Here is an 18,142-nt window from a genome sequence, read left to right as displayed (position 1 = left end):
TCTTCTATATGTATGTGTTTGCAACTTGTACCATAATACTGGTTTTAACTTGCTTTTGCAACTTCTCTTACAGCGATCCTAAGAAGAACTTAAACAGACTCAAAATCTCTTTTTGCGTATAACCTTTCCCTTACTATTAAAAAAAGTCTTCGATGGAAAGAATGACCATCGAAGACGTTCGTTTCTAGATATTTTTCGGATCTACTTCTGGTGCTTTATGGAACTTGATTAGCTCGTTCACTATGATTGGTACAATTGAAAGCAAGATCGCAATCACCCAATGATTCATACTGATTGGTACAAGATAGAACAATTCTTGTGTCTGAGGAATTAGCGCAATTGCCGTTGTAATTCCTAATGCTAACCAGGCCATTTGAGCCAATGATTTATTCGTTGCTAAATCTACTTTAAAAATCGATTTACTACTACGTACATTAAATACGTGCAGGATTGATGAGTAAGCTAAAACTAGAAATGCAACAGTTTGCCCAACTTCCAAACTTGGTGGCGTAAAGTAGCTAACATGTTCAACAAATGCCCCAATATAGAAACCAATCAGAGTCACAACCGTAAAGACCGCTGCGTTCAAACCAATTTTTTCCCATAGACCGCGAGCAAAGATTCCTTCATCGCGAGGAATTGGTTTTTCATCCATGATTCCAGCTTCAGCCGGTTCTCTCCCCAACGCAAATCCAGGAAGCCCATCTGCTACCACGTTTACAAACAACAATTGTACTGCCGTAAACGGGGCACCCCAGCCTAATAGCATTGCAATCACTACAATGAAAATTTCTGAGATATTACAGCTTAATAAAAAGTTGATTGCTTTACGAATTCCTTGGTACACAGAACGTCCACGAGCTACTGCATCAACGATTGTTGCGAAATTGTCATCGGTCAACACCATATCGGCTGCACCTTTAGCAACATCGGTACCGGTGATTCCCATGGCACAACCAACATCACTCGCTTTTAATGCTGGAGCATCATTGACGCCATCTCCAGTCATCGCTACGACAGCGCCTGTACGTTGCCAGGATTTGACGATTCGAATTTTATCTTCTGGTGTCACACGTGCATAAACAGATAAGTCCTTCACACGTCCATCAAGCTCTTCATCACTCATTTTTTGTAATTGAGCACCAGAGATCGCTTCTTTCCGAGTTTTCATGATTCCTAATTCTTTGGCGATAGCTCCGGCAGTAACGACATGGTCCCCGGTGATCATCACTGTTTTGATCCCTGCTTTTTTGGCACGTGCAATAGCTGCTTTTGATTCTGGTCTTGGCGGATCAATCATACCGATCAAGCCCATCAAGCGCAAATCTTTTTCTAATGCTTCCGAGGTTATGTCCTTAGGTTCTTCTTCATGGATCGCATAACCTACAGCAATGACTCGTAACGCTTTTTTCCCGAAACGGTCATTAACGATCGCCGCCTGATCTACATCCCCGTAATGGAATTTTGGTAGTAACACGTCGAAAGCACCTTTAGTAATAGAAATAAATTTCTTCCCGCGCTTATGTACAGTCGTCATCATTTTCCGATCAGAGTCGAAAGGAATTTCACCGATTCTCGGGTATTTTTCTTCCAGTTCAGCTTTCGTATGATAATTTTCCTCTACTGCGCGAACAATTGCTGCTTCTGTAGGATTGCCTTTAATTTCTAATTCATTGTCATCATTTTCCACAATGACATCGGTACATAAAGCCGCAATGCTCAAAACTTCCATCGCTTCTTCCGTCATACCTTCTTCAGTATCAACGACCGAATCACCATGTGTCCAGACACGACGAACACGCATTTTGTTTTGCGTCAATGTCCCAGTTTTATCAGAACAAATCACGTTTGCTGATCCTAAAGTCTCCACAGCTGGTAATCGGCGAATAATCGCATTCTTTTGCGCCATTTTTTGAACGCCATAGGCTAATGTTAATGTCACAATAACCGTCAATGTTTCCGGCACGGCCGCCACAGCTAAGGAAATCGCTGTGATAAACATATCCAACATTGGTTCGCCTTGCATCTCTCCAATGAAAAACACAAAAGCCGCAGCTGCCAAAGCGATCAAACTGATCCGTTTCCCTAATTGATTTAATCGTTTTTGCAGAGGTGTTTTTTGTGTTTCATCACTATTTAAAAGACCGGCGATTTTTCCCATCTCAGTCTTCATACCAGTTGCAGTTACGATTGCTTTCCCGCGACCATTAACTACTGTCGATCCTTTGTAAAGCATATTCAAGCGATCACCTAATGCATCGTCCTCTTCGCCTTGATATTCTGGATCTTTCATCACTGGTTCACTTTCACCAGTTAATGCTGATTCCTCTACACGTAATTGTGACGCTTCTACGATTCTTGCATCCGCAGTGATCATTGAGCCAGATTCAAGTAGTAGTGTATCCCCCGGCACAAGATTCTCAGCATCAATTTCTTCTTGTTTTCCATCACGCATGACAGTCGCTGTCTGCTTATTCATATCTTGCAAAGCAGATAATGCTTTCTCCGCATTTCCTTCCTGCACGATCGCTAAAACCGAATTAATCACAACAATAGCTATAATTAGAAAACTTTCGAAATAATCACCATGATCAGTCGCTATAGCGGTATAAAGGGATATAACTGCTGCAACTAATAAAATAATCGTTGTAAAATCTGTCAAACTATGAAAAAATTTTTTAATCAAGGATTCCTTTGGCGCTTCATCAAATTTATTTTTTCCGTTATTTTTTATTTGTTCCTGTACTTTATCTTCCGTCAATCCATCAGCTAAATCAGCGTCAAATTCGCTAACTACGGTATCTATCGTCTCTTTGTAGGGTTCCATCCCATCCCTCCTTTTCGTTATAAAAAACCTGTCTATATTATTACTATAACACAGAAAAGAGTCTTAACTCAAAGCATACACCTTGTCTTTTGATCAAAAAGTAACAAAATTAATCTTTCTAAATAACCAAGTGTAATCGCTTCCAAAAACAACTCAAATGTGCTATATTATAGATACAAGGAAGGAGGAACTTAGATCATTCGAAGGATTTCTCGATAAGAAAGTAGAAAAAAGTAAACAATAAAATTGTTAGTAATACAAGATTCACCGAAAAGTTGTCAAGAGTGTACGTGTGAAGTATTTCTTTATAAATAGTGAATGCGTATCAGAGGTTGAGTAGTACATCAAACACACAAGTAAAAAGATACGTAAGTAAGAAAAAAGTTTCTTAAAACTGAATAAAAGTGAAAACGTAGTAAAAACAAATATTTATGTTTATAGTCAAGAAATTCATGTAATACTTTGCATGTATCATAAAAAGTAATATAAAATTCGAATGAACTAATCCTTCCGATATTCTAAGAGCCAGGCAATCGAGAGCCTGGCTTTTTTGTGTGCAAAAAAACCAGTGAAATCATCCACTGGTTTCTTTTGGTCTTATTTAACAAACATTGCGTCACCGAAACTGAAGAAACGATAGCGTTCTTCGATTGCATGATGATAAGCCGCCAAAGTCTCTTCTCGTCCAGCAAAAGCACTGACTAGCATTACTAGTGTTGATTTCGGCAGATGGAAATTCGTCGAAAATGCTTGAACAATTTTAAATTCATAGCCAGGTGTGATAAAGATATCTGTCCAACCACTGTCGGCTTTGATTTCACCATTGAATTTCGTTCCGATTGTTTCTAGCGTACGAATAGATGTTGTTCCAACGGCAATTATTTTTCCGCCTTTATCACGAACCTCATTCAATTGAGCCGCAGCTTCTTCTGTCAAACGATAAAATTCACTGTGCATTTGATGCTCAGCAATATTGTCTACACTTACCGGTCGGAATGTCCCAAGCCCAACATGCAATGTCAAATAGACAAGCTTCACGCCTTTCGCAGCAATCTTCTCCAATAGTTCTGGTGTAAAATGCAGACCTGCAGTGGGTGCTGCCGCTGAGCCATTTTCTTTCGCATACACGGTTTGGTAACGTTCAGGATCTTCTAAACGTTCTTTGATATATGGCGGTAAGGGCATTTCTCCTAAAGACTCTAAATTTTCCAAGAAGATTCCTTCATAGGAAAATTCTACGATCCGACCACCATGCTCCAATTCCTTCTTCACTTCTGCACGTAAACGTCCATCCCCAAACACGATTTGGGTTCCCACTTTCGCCCGACGCGCTGGTTTGATTAATGTCTCCCATTCATCTCCCTGTGTATTGTTCAATAAGAGTACTTCTAGATGACCGCCGGTTTCTGGCTTCTCTCCATATAAGCGAGCAGGTAAAACTCGAGTATCATTCATTACTAGCGCATCACCAGGAGCTAACTCCTCAATAATCTCATCAAAATGTTTATCCTCAATTTGACCAGTCTCCCGATCTAAAATTAATAAACGCGAACTATCGCGTTTTTCTAGAGGGGTCTGGGCAATTAATTCTTCTGGTAAATCAAAATCAAAATCCTCTGTGGTTAACATAGCTTCTCCTCTTTTCCTTCGCTATTCTATCATGGGGAATTCTGATTGAAAAGCACCGTGCTGCTTTCTTCCTCAAGAACCAAAAGAAAAAATAATACAAATTTAAAAATTGATTTCTTTCATTAGTATAAAAATGTTTTTTTATTCTCCCCTTCTCTACTCCTTTGTGATGAGAAAAATGTGATGTACTAAGGGTGTAACGGTTATTTTAAAACCATAGATAACGGTTTCTAATACATTATTTTGACCAAAAACAAGCCAGTTATTTGTTTTTAATTGACCTTTGTTGCATACTAAAACTATAAGTCTGTTAACTTTTCTACATTTAAGATGCTAATTATTAAGATTACGAACTTGCATTAGCAAGTTCGTAATCTTGGTGTACAAAGCGCTAATAAGATGATTTTTATTCAGAAAGAAGGAGTGAAAAAATGATTGAGTTTGACCACGTTTCTAAAATTTACAATGGAAACAAAGTAGCCGTTGAGGACGTCAACCTCTCTTTTGAAAAAGGAGAATTCATTTGTTTGATTGGTACAAGTGGGAGCGGGAAAACGACGACTATGCGAATGATTAATCGGATGATTGATCCAACAAAAGGAACAATCACGATTAACGGAGAAGACATTCAGAAGAAAAACCCTGTTGAATTGCGTCGTCAAATCGGGTACGTCATCCAAAATATTGGACTGATGCCACACATGACGATTCGTGAAAATATTAATCTTGTTCAACGTTTGTTAAAGGTAGACAAAGAAGAGCAGAATAAAACAGCAGAAAGAATGATTGATCTAGTCGAATTACCGCGGGACATGCTGGATCGTTATCCCCATGAGCTATCTGGTGGGCAACAGCAACGGATTGGGGTTGTTCGAGCACTCGCAGCCGATCAAGACATCATTTTAATGGATGAACCTTTTGGTGCCCTCGACCCGATCACTCGCGATTCTTTACAGGACCTTGTGAAGGATTTACAAGAACGCTTAGGTAAGACCATCGTTTTCGTTACCCACGATATGGATGAAGCTTTAAAATTGGCCAATCGAATTGCGATTATGGACAACGGAAAAGTCATTCAATTTGATACACCGGAAAACATCCTGCAGCAACCCGCGAATGAATTCGTAGAGGAGCTTTTGGGTGAAGATCGATTATTACAAGCAAAACCGGATACGACAACAGTTGGCGAAATTATGATGCATACCGCCGTATCTATTACACCGGAAAAGAGCTTGCAAAATGCCATTCGTTTAATGCGCGAAAAACGTGTAGATACGTTATTGATTGTTGATGAAGACAATGTCTTAAAGGGATTTGTCGATGTCGAAACTATCGACCGTGAACGTCGACGCGGTAAAGCGACAAGTGTAGGGGATATTATTAATCCAAACGTTTTTTATGTGAAGGAAGCAGCTTTGGTTCGTGATAGTTTACAACGAATTCTAAAACGTGGCGTTAAATATGTTCCCGTCGTAGATGAAAACAAGCATCTTGTCGGCATTTTAACAAGAGTTTCCCTTGTAGACATCATTTATGATGTTCTTTGGGGTGAAGAAGAAACCTTCGGAGATGCGGCCGAAAGCATTACAAGCGAGGAGGCATAACTATGCAAGCATTCATCAATGAATATGGTGGGCAAATGCTGACAAAGAGTGCTGAACATTTATATATCTCTGCTATTGCATTAGGTCTTGGTATTTTAGTTGCTGTACCTTTAGGCATTTTATTGACTCGCCTGCCGAAAATATCAAATTTTGTTATCGGAGTTGCCAGTGTCTTACAAACCATTCCCTCACTTGCTTTGCTTGCTTTGATGATTCCCTTCTTCGGCGTAGGTAAATTCCCAGCGATCATCGCGTTGTTTATCTATTCTTTATTGCCGATTTTACGAAACACGTATATCGGAATGAAGAATGTGGACCGAAATTACCGAGATGTTGCTAAAGGCATGGGGATGACCAATTTGCAATCAATTTTCACGGTAGAATTGCCAATCGCAGTCCCAACGATCATGGCTGGTATTCGTTTAGCCGCAGTGTATGTAATTGCATGGGCAACGCTGGCTTCTTATATTGGAGCAGGCGGATTAGGGGATATGATTTTCAGTGGTTTGAATAATTTCCAACCCCCTTTGATTATCGCTGGAACCGTTCCTGTTATCTTAATGGCGTTAATTGTGGACCTCTTATTAGGTTTCTTAGAGGATCGCATGACACCCGCAGCACTAAGGAAGGAGGAGTAAAGAATGAAAAAAATAAAAGTTTTAGCTTTACTCGGACTTTCATTATTGTTTCTAAGTAGTTGTTCTTTTCCTGGATTAGCTTCCAATGATGAAGACACAATCGCTATTACAGGCGGGATTACTTCAGAAATGCAAATATTAGGAAGCATCACTGCTGGTATGGTTGAACATTATACGGATAAAAAGACCACTGTAATTAATAATTTAGCTACCAATATGATTAACCATCAAGCTATGTTAAAAGACGATGCTTCCATATCTTCCGCACGCTACACGGGAACAGATTTATCCTCTATCTTGCAATTGCCTGCGGAAAAAGATCCGAAAAAAGCGTTCAATATCGTACATGATGAATTTGAAAAGCGTTTTGATCAAACCTGGTTCCCATCTTACGGATTTGATAACACCTATGTCTTTTTAGTAAGAAAAGATACCGCTGAAAAATATAATCTTAAAAAGGTAAGTGATTTAAAACGAGTTTCAGGAGAATTGAAAGCTGGGGTAGACACTTCTTGGATTACACGTAAAGGAGATGGCTACGAAGGATTTAAGCAAGCCTATGGATTTGAGTTTTCTTCAATCTTACCGATGCAGGTCAGCCTTGTATATGATGCCCTCTCAGCTGGAAAGATGGATATTGTTCTCGGGTATTCAACAGATGGACGTATCGCCAGCTATGATCTCGTAATGCTGGAAGATGACTTACGCTTCTTCCCTCCTTATGACGCTGCGCCAATCGTTTCTAATAAGCTATTGAAATCTGATCCCAAAGTAAAAGATGCACTGGAACGTCTTGCAGGAACGATTTCTACTGAAGAGATGCAAAAGCTTAATTATCGCGCAGATAATGACTTAGTCGAACCACAAATCGTTGCAGAAGATTTTCTAAAAGAACATAACTATTTCGAAGGGAAGTGAGCGTAGTGGAAAATCTAAATACTTTTCAACAATTCATTCAATACTATCAAACGAATGGCAGTATTATTTTTGCCCAATTTGTACGCCACTTCTTAATCTCGATCTATGGAGTTATCTTCGCCGCGATCGTTGGAATTCCGTTGGGGATTTTCATTGCGCGCCATACAAAGTTAGCCAATTGGGTTATTCGTTTAGCCAATGTTATCCAAACAATCCCCTCATTGGCAATGATTTCCGTATTGATGATTGGAATGGGTCTTGGTGTCAACGTTGTTATCCTGACAGTATTTCTATATTCGTTACTACCAATTATCAAAAATACTTACACTGGTATGCGGCAAGTCGATAAAAATGCCTTAGACGTCGGAACCGGCATGGGTATGACAAATTGGCAGCGACTTTATATGATCGAACTGCCTCTGTCCGTTTCAGTCATTATGGCAGGAATTCGAAATGCGTTAGTCGTTGCCATCGGAATCACTGCCATCGGAGTATTCGTTGGAGCGGGTGGTTTAGGCGATATTATCATTCGTGGTACGAATGCAACAGATGGGACCGCCATTATTTTGGCAGGTGCCTTACCTACTGCTTTAATGGCTATCATGACTGACTGGATTTTAGGGATGGTCGAACGGAAATTAGACCCTGCTACTAAAACAAGTAAATAAAATGAAAAATGCTGCTGTTTGAAGAGACCTTCAAACAGCAGCATTTTTTTAGTTAACAATCTAATAATTCATACCCAACTTCTTCATCACAAATCAACACATTGATCAATTTACCGTTGATGGCGCCTAGAGTTGCCGTCGCTCTTTTTTTCGAGCAGACTGCTCCGATACTAATTGGGGCTAGGCGTAAAGAGTCTAAGCCGCTAGATATCGGAAATTGATTGCGGTATTGAATTTCTTTTCCTTCAATATCAAACGCTCGACCGATCATCGTTCCCACAGCTCCTTCGGCCACAAGATCATTCAAATCCCGGTTATCTAAAATCCCTGAAGAGACAAGTGTATTTCGCGTCGTTTCGATATTTCCGATTCCGCTAAACGCCACATCGATTTTCCGTCCAAGTGAGATATTCAAATCAATTTGCGGTTGCGCCAACAGCTCTTCCTGCAGCTTTTTAGAATTGACAAAAGCCGGTGCATTGAAAAATTCATGGCGTCCGTTTAGTTTTTGCGCTAAGCGGAAAACCAGTTCATTTCCATCCATCACTGTTCGATTTGGGCCTAAACTTCCAGTCAGCTGAACGACATGAACATTTTTTAAGTCATGATCCGGGAAATTTTTCACCATTTTTTCGACCGTTACACCCCAAGATATCCCTAAAATCTTATCATTTGATAGCGCATTGCTGATAAAATCTGCTGAAGCTTTACTTACGTTGTCTAGATCATAATCGTAGTCCCCTAAACTCTTTACAACGATAACTTCTAATAAATCAAATTTTTCTTTTAATTGCATCATCAGTTTATTGTTTCGCTCAAAGGGCGCTTCGATCGATATTTTGACAATTTGTTTTTCACGGGCTTCTTCCAGCATTCTGGAAATGGATGGACGGGATACCCCAATTATTTTCGCAATATCATTTTGGTTCATCCTATCTAAATAATAAAGTTCTGCTACTTTTAATAATGTAGAAATATCATTCGCCATTTTTTCCTCCTAGTTCGAATACTGGACCGACATCCTGTAATTATGTAATAAATTCGTCAATGAGCTCTAACGCTTTTGCTACTCCATCTTCATCGTTCGTTGGACAATGCCATTTCGCTGCCTTTTTTAATTCAATCGTAGCATTTCCCATGGCGATTGATTGAGAAAATCTTTCAAAAGTCGAGAGATCGTTCCCATTGTCACCGATCACAAATACCTGACTATTGGAAATACCATAATAGTCAGCTAGTTTTACTAATGCTGCTCCCTTACTGACATTTTTCTTAGAAAACTCAATCATTGTGGGGTATCCCTGAACACAAGAATAATGATTAGAAAAGCGTTGTTCTATCTTACTTTTGTTCTGCTTAATTATATCGGGGTTATCACAAATAAGCAATTTGGAATATTTGTCCGCTGGGTTAAGTTCGCTGATTGGACAGATAGTTAACTGGTTATTTGTTAGAAAACAAAATTCTAAAGTTCCTAGATTGATTGTTGGAAAAGAAGTTGTTACTTCTCGCTCGTTAACAGCGATGCATGTCAAGCCATTGTTTTGACAATAATTTACCACTTCCCAATAATCGTTTAAATCAAGCAACTCCTCAATAAGTTTCTGACCGGTTCCATTTTGCACTATTGCTCCATTGGCAATTACGTGATAATCGCCAGCGATGCCTGTAATTTCCGCATGGGGCAAAACACCAGACATGGGTCGTCCAGAACAAAAAGCAAATCGGTACGCACCGGATTCAGCTCTTAAACGAATCGCTTCAGTAACCTTTTTTGTCAGTTTTCCGCTGGAATTTAGTGTTGTTCCGTCAAGATCCAAAGCCACTAACTTCATTATTCTATCCTTTCAAAAAAGGCTGGACACTCTGATCCAGCCTTACAAATTATTATTTTCCCATTTCTTTCAAGGCTTCTAGCGCTGCATCTAAGAATGTTTCTTCATCTAAACCCGTCAATAATCCGACAGAATTGATTTGTGGAATTCCCTCCGCATCTGCTGGGTCAATTGGACTTGTAAAGGCAATTAGATCAATATCTCCATTGGCTACAGCTCCCTTTACCATTCCCGGGTTAACTTCTTGAATCTCTACTTCATAACCGTGCTCCTCTAACAGCTCGACGATCCGTTCACCAACCATTGCTGAACTAACCGTGCCAGATCCGCACACGGATAAAACTTTAATTTCAGCCATTTCTAAACCTCCCATTAGTTTGTTATTCTTTTTTCTCAGGCACATAGCATTTCCTCTATCTACCAATAGTATAACGCTTTCATCAATTGATGTCTGTTAAAACTTTATTTTACCAGTTACCGCTAAAACTTCTTCGGGCGTTTTAGCCATACGGATCGAATCCAAGTCTTCTTTCGTTTTAAAAACACTCATTAGTTGCCGCAACAAGGCCAACTGCTTCTTAGGGTGTTCCATTGCCAGCGGGAAAAAAATGTTGCTTTGCAATTTAATATCCGGACTTCCCATCATGGAAACTTCAATCGGTTCTTTCGTAACAACGACACCCATCCCTGGACGCAAGACATGTTCCGGGTCCGTGTGAGGAATCGCGATATTATGTCCGTCAGCCGCTAAGCCTGTAGGAAATACTTTTTCTCTGGCAATCACAGCATCCACGTAGGATGGTTTCACAATTTGCGCCTTTTCAAATTCCGCTCCGATTAATTGAATGACTTCGTCAAATGAATGGACATCTTGATCAAGCAAGATGCAATTTTTTTCTACAAGATTTCTCTCTTCCATCACTAATCCTCACCTTATTGTTTGTTCGGCTGTAATACAACTTTTATCTCATTGCCAGCCATTACTTGTTCAATTGCCTCATCCCATTTTTCCAATGGATAAACTTTTGTAATCAATCGTTCCGCATTAATCATTCCTTTTCTCATTAAATCCAAAGTCAAACGCCAGGTAGACGGTTTTTGCGAGCGCGAACCAATAACATTCATTTCTCTTTGTACAATTGAATTCATATCTAACTCATTTAAGCTTTTAGAAAAGACCCCCATTTGTACTAAAGTTCCTTTTTGTTTCAAATAATCAAAAATATTTTTGATTGCGGGGGCTGCACCAGAGCATTCAAAACAATAATCTGCCATTTTTCCATTAGTAAATGTATTTATGATCTCAACCGCGTCTTCTGTCAAGGAATCAATGACGATATCTGCACCTAATTCTTTTGCCGTTTTCAAACGTTCTCCATCTTGAGTGATTCCTACAACAATCACTTTGGCCTCAACACTTTTTAATACTTGACTTAAGCATAAGCCAATAGGACCAGGTCCGACAATCACTGCCACGTCATTTTTCTTAACTTGCGCTTTTTCAAGGCTTGCATGAACACCACAAGCGATAGGTTCTGTAATCGATGCGGCCAATAAACTGATTTTTTCATCTAAAACATGGATGCTCTCTTCCCGAGTCAACACATATTCCGCAAAGCTGCCGTTCACTTGACTGCCTATTCCTTGACGGTTTAAACAAAGATTGTACTCCTTATTTTTACATGATTCACATTCCCCGCAAGTATCAAATGTCGTCTCACTAGTGACCAAATCACCTTTCTGTACATTTGTTACACTTTCTCCTATTGCTTCGACTACTCCAGAGAATTCATGACCCAACACTAACGGTGTCTTCAAGCGATCGTATTCCCCTTTGAATCCATGAATATCTGTTCCACAAATTCCTGTATAAATCACTTTAACCAATACTTCGGTTCCTTTAGGTACAGGCTTCTCAATTTCTAACAACTTCATTTTATTATAGCCAGGTTCTGTTTTGACTAGCGCCTTCATGCAACCACCTTTTCTTCTGGAGCATCCTTTTTCTCACCCTCCAAGAAACTCCAAACAGCTTGTTTATTTTTCTTGAACAATACATACATTGCTAAATAAAGAACCACAACGATTCCCATCCATAAAAAGTTCCCTGATAAAAAGGCTAAAAAGATTAATGCCATCACAGGATTGTATAAAATTCCGAAGCTCGTAATCATCATAGCACCTTCTGGAATATTCACGCCAACTTGAGCAGCAACTTCAGTAAAGTATGGTGCTGTTAATGTACATACGTATAGTCCAATCGTAAACCAAATGATTCCTGATATAACGCCTTTGAAAATATTTCCTTTCGAAACACAAATAATCATTTCTACCATGTATGGCAAAGCGATTAAGTCAACCAAAGGTAGCGTTTCATTTCCTGGTAAAATCATCGCCAGCAATACCATGATTGGAATCAAGATCAGCCCAGTCATTAAAGTTGCGGGTTCCCCGTAACCGACGGCGTCATTGACAGAGAGCATCCATTCACGGTTTTTACCGCTGCCTTTCGCAGTTTTCTTACTAGCATTCGTTAGACTAGTGAATGCTGAAGCGAAAATACTTGCGACCCGAGGGAAAATCGCCATAACGGCTGATACTGCTAACCCCATTGTGAAAACACTGCCCCAACCATCTAATGAAGTTAAATTATTCAAATTTCCCATAATACCAATTAATAAACCTAAAAACAATCCTAAAGTAACTGGCTCTCCTAAAAACCCTAATTTCTTTTTCAAAGTGGCAGGATCCCAATTGATTTTCCCAGCACCTAGTTTATCTAAAAGCCAATTCATCACGATTGCATAAGGAACAGAAGTTACATGATGCGGTGCAGTTAATGTCGTACCAGGCAAATTATAATAATTGGCCCAGCGTTTTGCGATTACTTCTCCAAGTAGCATGACGTATAAGTTTTGCACGATCATGCAAGCCATGGCTAAAGCCATGTTACTGGTAATCAAATAAATCATAGAACCCCAAACCATGAAAGAATAGTTGTTCCACATATCACTAGGCATAAATACATCTGTCCACTTTAATAGAAACAAAGCCACTTGCAGGACCAATCCCACTACTAAGAAGACGACACCTACCTGTGTAGAATAGGCAATAACTGAGGTTGCCTGCCAACCAGTGTCAAATACTGGTAATTTAACACCTGTTTGTTCAACCATGTTATTGATGACAGGTGTAACAATCGGCACAAATGAATTAACAATCAAGTTGAAACCTGTTAATCCGATTCCGGCATTTAACGCAGATTGAAAGGCTTTTTTCGGCTTTACCTTCAAAAATAAGGCTACGATGAACAACATTACCGGTACAACAACAGCGGCACCAAAAGAACTTAAGATATTTTGTAACAACTCCACAATAATTCCTCCTTTTATTGAACTATTTTTCACTTGTTAGAACTTATGAAAAGTATCGCACGGGTTTTTCGTTCTGTCAACACTTTTATTGGAAACGATTACAGTGGTTTTTAATTACTATAAATAGATTTTATACAAATTAATTTAAAAATCCGGCATTGACATTTGTTCTTTATGATGAAATAATGTAAAAAACAATATTGGAGGTATCGTTATGCTTGAACAATTGAAAAAGACTGTCTGCAAAGAAAATAAAGCGCTTCCTAAAAATGGATTGGTTTTATGGACGAGCGGAAATGTCAGCGCAAAAGATCCAGAAACAGAATATGTGGTCATCAAACCTAGCGGGATTCATTTCGAGGACTTGACTCCTGAAAATATGATTGTGGTTGATTTAGCAGGAAATGTGATAGAAGGAGACCTAACCCCTTCTGTCGACACAGAATCACATCTCTATGTGTACAATCATTGTCCGGACGTTTTTGGTATCACCCATACACATTCTCCATACGCTACTGCATTTTCGATTGCTGGAGAACCACTTCCTATTTATACAACGACTTCCGCTGCCGTTTTTGGTAGAGAAATTCCTTTATCTAGAATCGCAGCCGTAGGTGAAAAAGCTATCGGAGCCGAAATCGTACGTTGTTATCAAGAAACGAATTGCCCAGCAATTTTGTTAAAAAATCATGGGGTCTTTACAGTAGGTAAATCTGCGACAAATTCATTAAAAAATGCTGTCATCCTTGAAGAAACCGCTCAAAGTGTCTATTATGCTCGAACATTAAATGGAGCAATAAAACCATTAGACTCTTCCTATACTTCTGAAGTATATGACTTCTATCAAAACAATTATGGTCAAAAATAAATACAATTATATAAAAAAGGAGTTTTATCATGGCAAATAATTATACGATCGCCGATGTAGAAAAAGCTGCAAAAAACATTCGCAAACACGTACTGAAATTGACACTTGAAAGAAATGGCTGTTACCTTTCACAAGCCTGCTCTTCAGCCGAACTTTTCGCAACGCTTTATTTACGCGTACTCAATCTTAGCGAAAGCACAGCGCCCCGACTACCTGAAAAGTTCCCAGGAACCCCTTCAAAGGACAATATGGATTACATTCAAGGAGCTGAGTATCACGGATCATTAAAAGCTCCTTATGATCGTTTCTTCGTGTCACCGGCTCATTATGCTGCGCCCGTATATGCAGCTTTGATCGAAGCAAATCGCCTAGACGAAGACGCGTTGGAGATGTTCAACCGCGACGGTTACTCAATGGAAATGATTGGAGCCAATCACACACCAGGATTCGAAAATGCTGCCGGGACTTTAGATCAGGCAATCAGTGTCGCAGGCGGAACTGCTCACGCAAGAAAATTGCGCGGGGAAGAAGGACGTGTATTCGTGATGATGTCCGATGGCGAGATGGAAGAAGGGCAATTATGGGAAGCCATACAGGCAGCTGTTTTTTATGAATTGGATAATCTCGTTTTATTAGTCGACATCAACGGACAGCAGGTCGAAGGAGAAACCAAAAAAGTCATGAATATTGAACCATTAGAGGATCGCTTCACTGCTTTTGGAGCAAAAGCTGTCTCTGTCGATGGACATGACATCAACGCTATTGAAGAAGCTACAAAAAAAGGTGAAAAGAATAAACCACTAGTTATCCTTTGCTATACTGATCCAACGCAAGGAATCCCTTATTTAAACGAAAGAAGACCCATTTTGCATTTCGTTCGTTTAAAACAGGGAGAAGAATTTGATAAATATGAAACATTTTACAATGAAATGTAAGCTAAATCAGAAAGGAGTCTTATTATGAAAATCGAATCGGATGTTCATTCAAAAAATATGATCAAATTTGCACGTGAAAATGAGGACGTTTTAGTTTTATCTGCCGACCTTGGTACTTCTTGCGAGGTAAAGGAGTTCCCAAAAGTTTTCCCTGAAAAATACTTATCTATGGGGATCGCTGAACAAAACATGTTAAGCTGGGCCGCTGGCTTAGCTCGAGAGGGTTTCCGTCCTTTCCTACACACTTTTGCAGTCTTTTTATATCGTCGACCGCTGGATCAATTGGAGATGTCGATTGCCTACCCGAATCTTCCTGTCTCACTTTTAGGATTCGTTCCTGGAATTACCACTCCCGGGGGGGTCACTCATCAATCCATCGAAGACGTCGGAATTTTAAGAACCGTTCCAAATATGACAATTTTTGACTGTGGCGATGCGACAGATGTTGAATCCGCATTAGACATCTGCAAAGAAGTAAATGGTCCTATCTACGTTCGAATGCTTCGTGGGCAAATGCCGCGACTCTTCTCTCCTGACAAGCCGACTAAGTTCAATAAGGGTCGTGTCATTTCAGAGGGAACCGATGTCGCTTTGTTCTCCAGCAGCATCTGTACAGAAGAGGCTATGAGAGCTACCCAATGGTTGGAAAAGCAAGGAGTTTCTGTTCAGCATGTTCACATCACAACATTGAAACCATTTACCGATCCGTTGGTAGTAGAATCTATCAAAAAAGTAAAGCACGGTGTTGTTACAATGGAAAACCACGTGAAAATCGGCGGGTTAGGTACCGCAGTCGGCGAAGTGATGTTAGAACATCAGTTGCATAGACCCTTGATCAAAGTCGGAATTGACGATGAATGGACACATGGTGCATCAAAACCATATTTATTAAAAAAATACGGGCTAGACGCCGCTTCATTAATAAAAGCTGTCGAAAAAATAATAGATAAAGACTTAGGCTTCAAAGAAGAAGAACTAGAAGACATTCGTTTAGAAGATTACGATCGGGTATAACACAAAAGCGTTTCTGAGAAATAACCTCTCAGAAACGCTTATTTATATAATAAATTCACTGACTCCAGTTTTTATATAGTCATTTACTGTTTTCGCTAATAAGAACGGTGAATTCGGTATCGCATCGACTGTATCACCTGCGATATGCGACGTAATAACTATATTATCCAATTCTCGCAAAGGATCATCTAATGCCATCGGTTCCTCCCAAACAACATCGATCGCTGCCCCAGCAATTTTACGCTCCTTCAAAACTTTAATGAACGCTTCCTTTACTAATATTCCTGGTCTTGCGGTATTAATCAAATAAGCGCTAGGTTTCATCAGCGCTAACAATGATTCATCCACTAGATTCTCCGTTTCCGGTGTGACACGCATGTGCAGCGAAACAATGTCTGCTTTTGTAAATAGCTCCTCTAAAGAAACAAATGTTAAAGACAGTCCTGAGTCAAGAACCTTTTCCTGTTCAACAAACGGGTCATAGGCGATCACATCCACTCCCAGACCTACTAAACGTTGGGCAACCATTTTTCCAATATGACCTAGCCCGACTAATCCAACTGTTTGATTTGAAAGCGTCGTCCGGTATCCATCATTCGGAAATTTTTTGGACCACTCACCCTTCATCACTGCCTCATGAGAAAGCGCGATATTTCTAGTCACTGTATAGATTAAGCCCAGTGTGTAATCTGCAACTGGTTCAGCATTTCGAATAACATGAATAACTGGTATCCTTTTTTCGTGTACCGCTTCCATGTCAATATGTTCCACTCCACCGCGACAAGTACCGACTAATTTCAATTGCTTCGCATTTTCCAGCAACCTACGTGAAATCGGTGCAAGATGAACGAATAAATAGTCTGCATCCACCAGTTCTTCCATGATTCCCTCAGGCGGAGGCACTGCTTCAGGACCATGTTGCTCGATTAACTTCAAGTTTCGCTGAAACATCTCAGGCGAATCTTCTGGACACCATTCCAATGCAACAACCTCTAATGGTTTTGGAAGGAGCATAGATTCCACAGCTCTTTTCATTGTATCGACTGTAACAAATGTATCACCCACGATAATTACCTTACTCATTTTCTCGCCTCTTCTCCGATTAATCTGAAGCTATTTATTGTCCATAGCTTGGAAATTGTTCATGCACCTTCTTCATCTCTGCATCATCTAAAATCACTGGGTCCCCTAGTAACGATGCGCCTATATGCAGTCCAGCCAATCGTTCGATTTCACCAGCGATAGAAAAAGCCTCTTTCAAAGTCGGACCACAAGTTAATAAACCATGATTCGCCAAAAAACAGGCATACCGATCTTTCATTGCATCAAAAGCATACTCCGCTAATTCCGCTGTCCCGAACGTCGTATATTTCGAACAGCGAACCTCACTCCCTCCTGCAATCGCTATCATATAATTGCTTGCTGGTAAATCCTTACGGCACGTAGCAAGGATAGAACTAAATGTTGAATGCGCATGAACAACCGCGCGGACTTCCTCACCACGTTTTTGATAATTGATTAAATGCATTTGCCACTCGCTTGAAGGTTTTCGTGTTCCTTCTACCACATTCCCTTCAAGATCTAATACGACAATATCCTCTGTAGTCATCTCAAAATAATCGATTCCGCTTGGTGTAATAGCCATCAACTTCTTCTCAGAATCATATACGCTAATATTCCCCCCTGTCCCTGCCGTTAACCCTGAGGAAATAAGCTTCTTTCCATACTCCACCAATGACTTCTTTTCTCCTTCCAGCATTTCTCTTCCTCTCCTTTTTGAAATTATGTTCTATAATTAGAAAACATTCTCTATTTGAAACTTATCATCTTTT

General features: G+C 39.8%; 17 protein-coding genes. 7 read left to right on the top strand and 10 right to left on the bottom strand.

Annotated elements, in window-relative coordinates:
- Window positions 1-184 precede the first annotated feature (184 nt).
- Both J9537_RS01795 and queA read right to left on the bottom strand, forming a co-directional pair.
- The gene (locus J9537_RS01795; RefSeq protein ID WP_218256501.1) at window positions 185-2,827 is read right to left on the bottom strand and encodes a cation-translocating P-type ATPase; all 2,643 of its coding nucleotides are present in this window, start codon (window positions 2,825-2,827) and stop codon (window positions 185-187) included.
- Window positions 2,828-3,424: 597 nt separating this feature from the next.
- Window positions 3,425-4,456, bottom strand: a complete 1,032-nt coding sequence (gene queA, locus J9537_RS01790) for a tRNA preQ1(34) S-adenosylmethionine ribosyltransferase-isomerase QueA (RefSeq protein WP_218256500.1) — start codon at window positions 4,454-4,456, stop codon at window positions 3,425-3,427.
- Window positions 4,457-4,887: 431 nt separating this feature from the next.
- Between queA and J9537_RS01785 the strand changes: the two genes are divergently transcribed.
- Genes J9537_RS01785 through J9537_RS01770 form a run of 4 tightly spaced genes read left to right on the top strand, consistent with a single transcriptional unit; the run spans window position 4,888 to window position 8,284 of the window.
- Window positions 4,888-6,060, top strand: a complete 1,173-nt coding sequence (locus tag J9537_RS01785; protein ID WP_010747145.1) for a betaine/proline/choline family ABC transporter ATP-binding protein — start codon at window positions 4,888-4,890, stop codon at window positions 6,058-6,060.
- Between the two features lie 2 nt (window positions 6,061-6,062).
- Window positions 6,063-6,698 (top strand): ABC transporter permease, encoded by a 636-nt coding sequence (locus J9537_RS01780; protein ID WP_010747146.1) that lies wholly within the window; start codon window positions 6,063-6,065, stop codon window positions 6,696-6,698.
- Between the two features lie 3 nt (window positions 6,699-6,701).
- Window positions 6,702-7,616, top strand: a complete 915-nt coding sequence (locus tag J9537_RS01775) for an osmoprotectant ABC transporter substrate-binding protein (protein ID WP_218256499.1) — start codon at window positions 6,702-6,704, stop codon at window positions 7,614-7,616.
- Between the two features lie 5 nt (window positions 7,617-7,621).
- Window positions 7,622-8,284: an ABC transporter permease gene (locus J9537_RS01770; protein ID WP_028020376.1), complete on the top strand. Its 663-nt coding sequence runs from the start codon at window positions 7,622-7,624 to the stop codon at window positions 8,282-8,284.
- Between the two features lie 52 nt (window positions 8,285-8,336).
- On the opposite strand, the gene J9537_RS01765 is transcribed toward J9537_RS01770, so the two are convergent.
- From J9537_RS01765 to J9537_RS01740, 6 genes are all read right to left on the bottom strand, one after another.
- Window positions 8,337-9,272, bottom strand: a complete 936-nt coding sequence (locus tag J9537_RS01765) for a sugar-binding transcriptional regulator (RefSeq protein WP_218256498.1) — start codon at window positions 9,270-9,272, stop codon at window positions 8,337-8,339.
- Between the two features lie 40 nt (window positions 9,273-9,312).
- Complete coding sequence (locus J9537_RS01760; protein WP_218256497.1) at window positions 9,313-10,119, bottom strand: Cof-type HAD-IIB family hydrolase; 807 nt, start codon at window positions 10,117-10,119, stop codon at window positions 9,313-9,315.
- A gap of 52 nt (window positions 10,120-10,171) precedes the next feature.
- The gene (locus J9537_RS01755) at window positions 10,172-10,477 is read right to left on the bottom strand and encodes a PTS sugar transporter subunit IIB (protein WP_218256496.1); all 306 of its coding nucleotides are present in this window, start codon (window positions 10,475-10,477) and stop codon (window positions 10,172-10,174) included.
- A 96-nt stretch (window positions 10,478-10,573) separates the two neighbouring features.
- Window positions 10,574-11,038, bottom strand: a complete 465-nt coding sequence (locus J9537_RS01750; protein WP_218256495.1) for a PTS sugar transporter subunit IIA — start codon at window positions 11,036-11,038, stop codon at window positions 10,574-10,576.
- A 14-nt stretch (window positions 11,039-11,052) separates the two neighbouring features.
- Window positions 11,053-12,093: a zinc-dependent alcohol dehydrogenase gene (locus J9537_RS01745; protein ID WP_218256494.1), complete on the bottom strand. Its 1,041-nt coding sequence runs from the start codon at window positions 12,091-12,093 to the stop codon at window positions 11,053-11,055.
- Entirely contained in the window at window positions 12,090-13,493 is a 1,404-nt protein-coding gene (locus tag J9537_RS01740) for a PTS galactitol transporter subunit IIC (RefSeq protein ID WP_218256493.1), read from the bottom strand. The genes J9537_RS01745 and J9537_RS01740 overlap by 4 nt, the downstream gene beginning before the upstream one ends.
- Before the next feature lie 214 nt (window positions 13,494-13,707).
- Between J9537_RS01740 and J9537_RS01735 the strand changes: the two genes are divergently transcribed.
- From J9537_RS01735 to J9537_RS01725, 3 genes are read left to right on the top strand one after another with little or no spacing between them, the layout of a single operon-like run.
- The gene (locus tag J9537_RS01735) at window positions 13,708-14,361 is read left to right on the top strand and encodes an L-ribulose-5-phosphate 4-epimerase (protein ID WP_218256492.1); all 654 of its coding nucleotides are present in this window, start codon (window positions 13,708-13,710) and stop codon (window positions 14,359-14,361) included.
- Window positions 14,362-14,390: 29 nt separating this feature from the next.
- Window positions 14,391-15,296 carry a transketolase gene (locus J9537_RS01730; RefSeq protein ID WP_218256491.1) on the top strand — a complete coding sequence of 302 codons (906 nt, stop codon included), beginning with the start codon at window positions 14,391-14,393 and terminating at the stop codon, window positions 15,294-15,296.
- Between the two features lie 24 nt (window positions 15,297-15,320).
- On the top strand, window positions 15,321-16,310 hold the full coding sequence (locus J9537_RS01725; protein ID WP_218256490.1) for a transketolase family protein: 990 nt from the start codon (window positions 15,321-15,323) through the stop codon (window positions 16,308-16,310).
- A gap of 42 nt (window positions 16,311-16,352) precedes the next feature.
- Here J9537_RS01725 and J9537_RS01720 read toward each other — a convergent pair whose 3' ends face one another.
- Window positions 16,353-17,393 carry a 2-hydroxyacid dehydrogenase gene (locus J9537_RS01720; RefSeq protein ID WP_218256489.1) on the bottom strand — a complete coding sequence of 347 codons (1,041 nt, stop codon included), beginning with the start codon at window positions 17,391-17,393 and terminating at the stop codon, window positions 16,353-16,355.
- A gap of 34 nt (window positions 17,394-17,427) precedes the next feature.
- Window positions 17,428-18,069, bottom strand: coding sequence for an L-fuculose-phosphate aldolase (locus tag J9537_RS01715; RefSeq protein ID WP_218256488.1), 642 nt, complete (start codon window positions 18,067-18,069; stop codon window positions 17,428-17,430).
- Between the last annotated feature and the right edge of the window lie 73 nt (window positions 18,070-18,142).

The sequence above is a fragment of the Enterococcus raffinosus genome (assembly GCF_019175485.1).
GTDB classification, from domain to species: Bacteria; Bacillota; Bacilli; order Lactobacillales; family Enterococcaceae; genus Enterococcus_A; species Enterococcus_A raffinosus.
The sequence above is the reverse complement of the archived record's forward strand: the minus strand, read 5'-3'. Positions and strand labels throughout refer to the sequence as shown.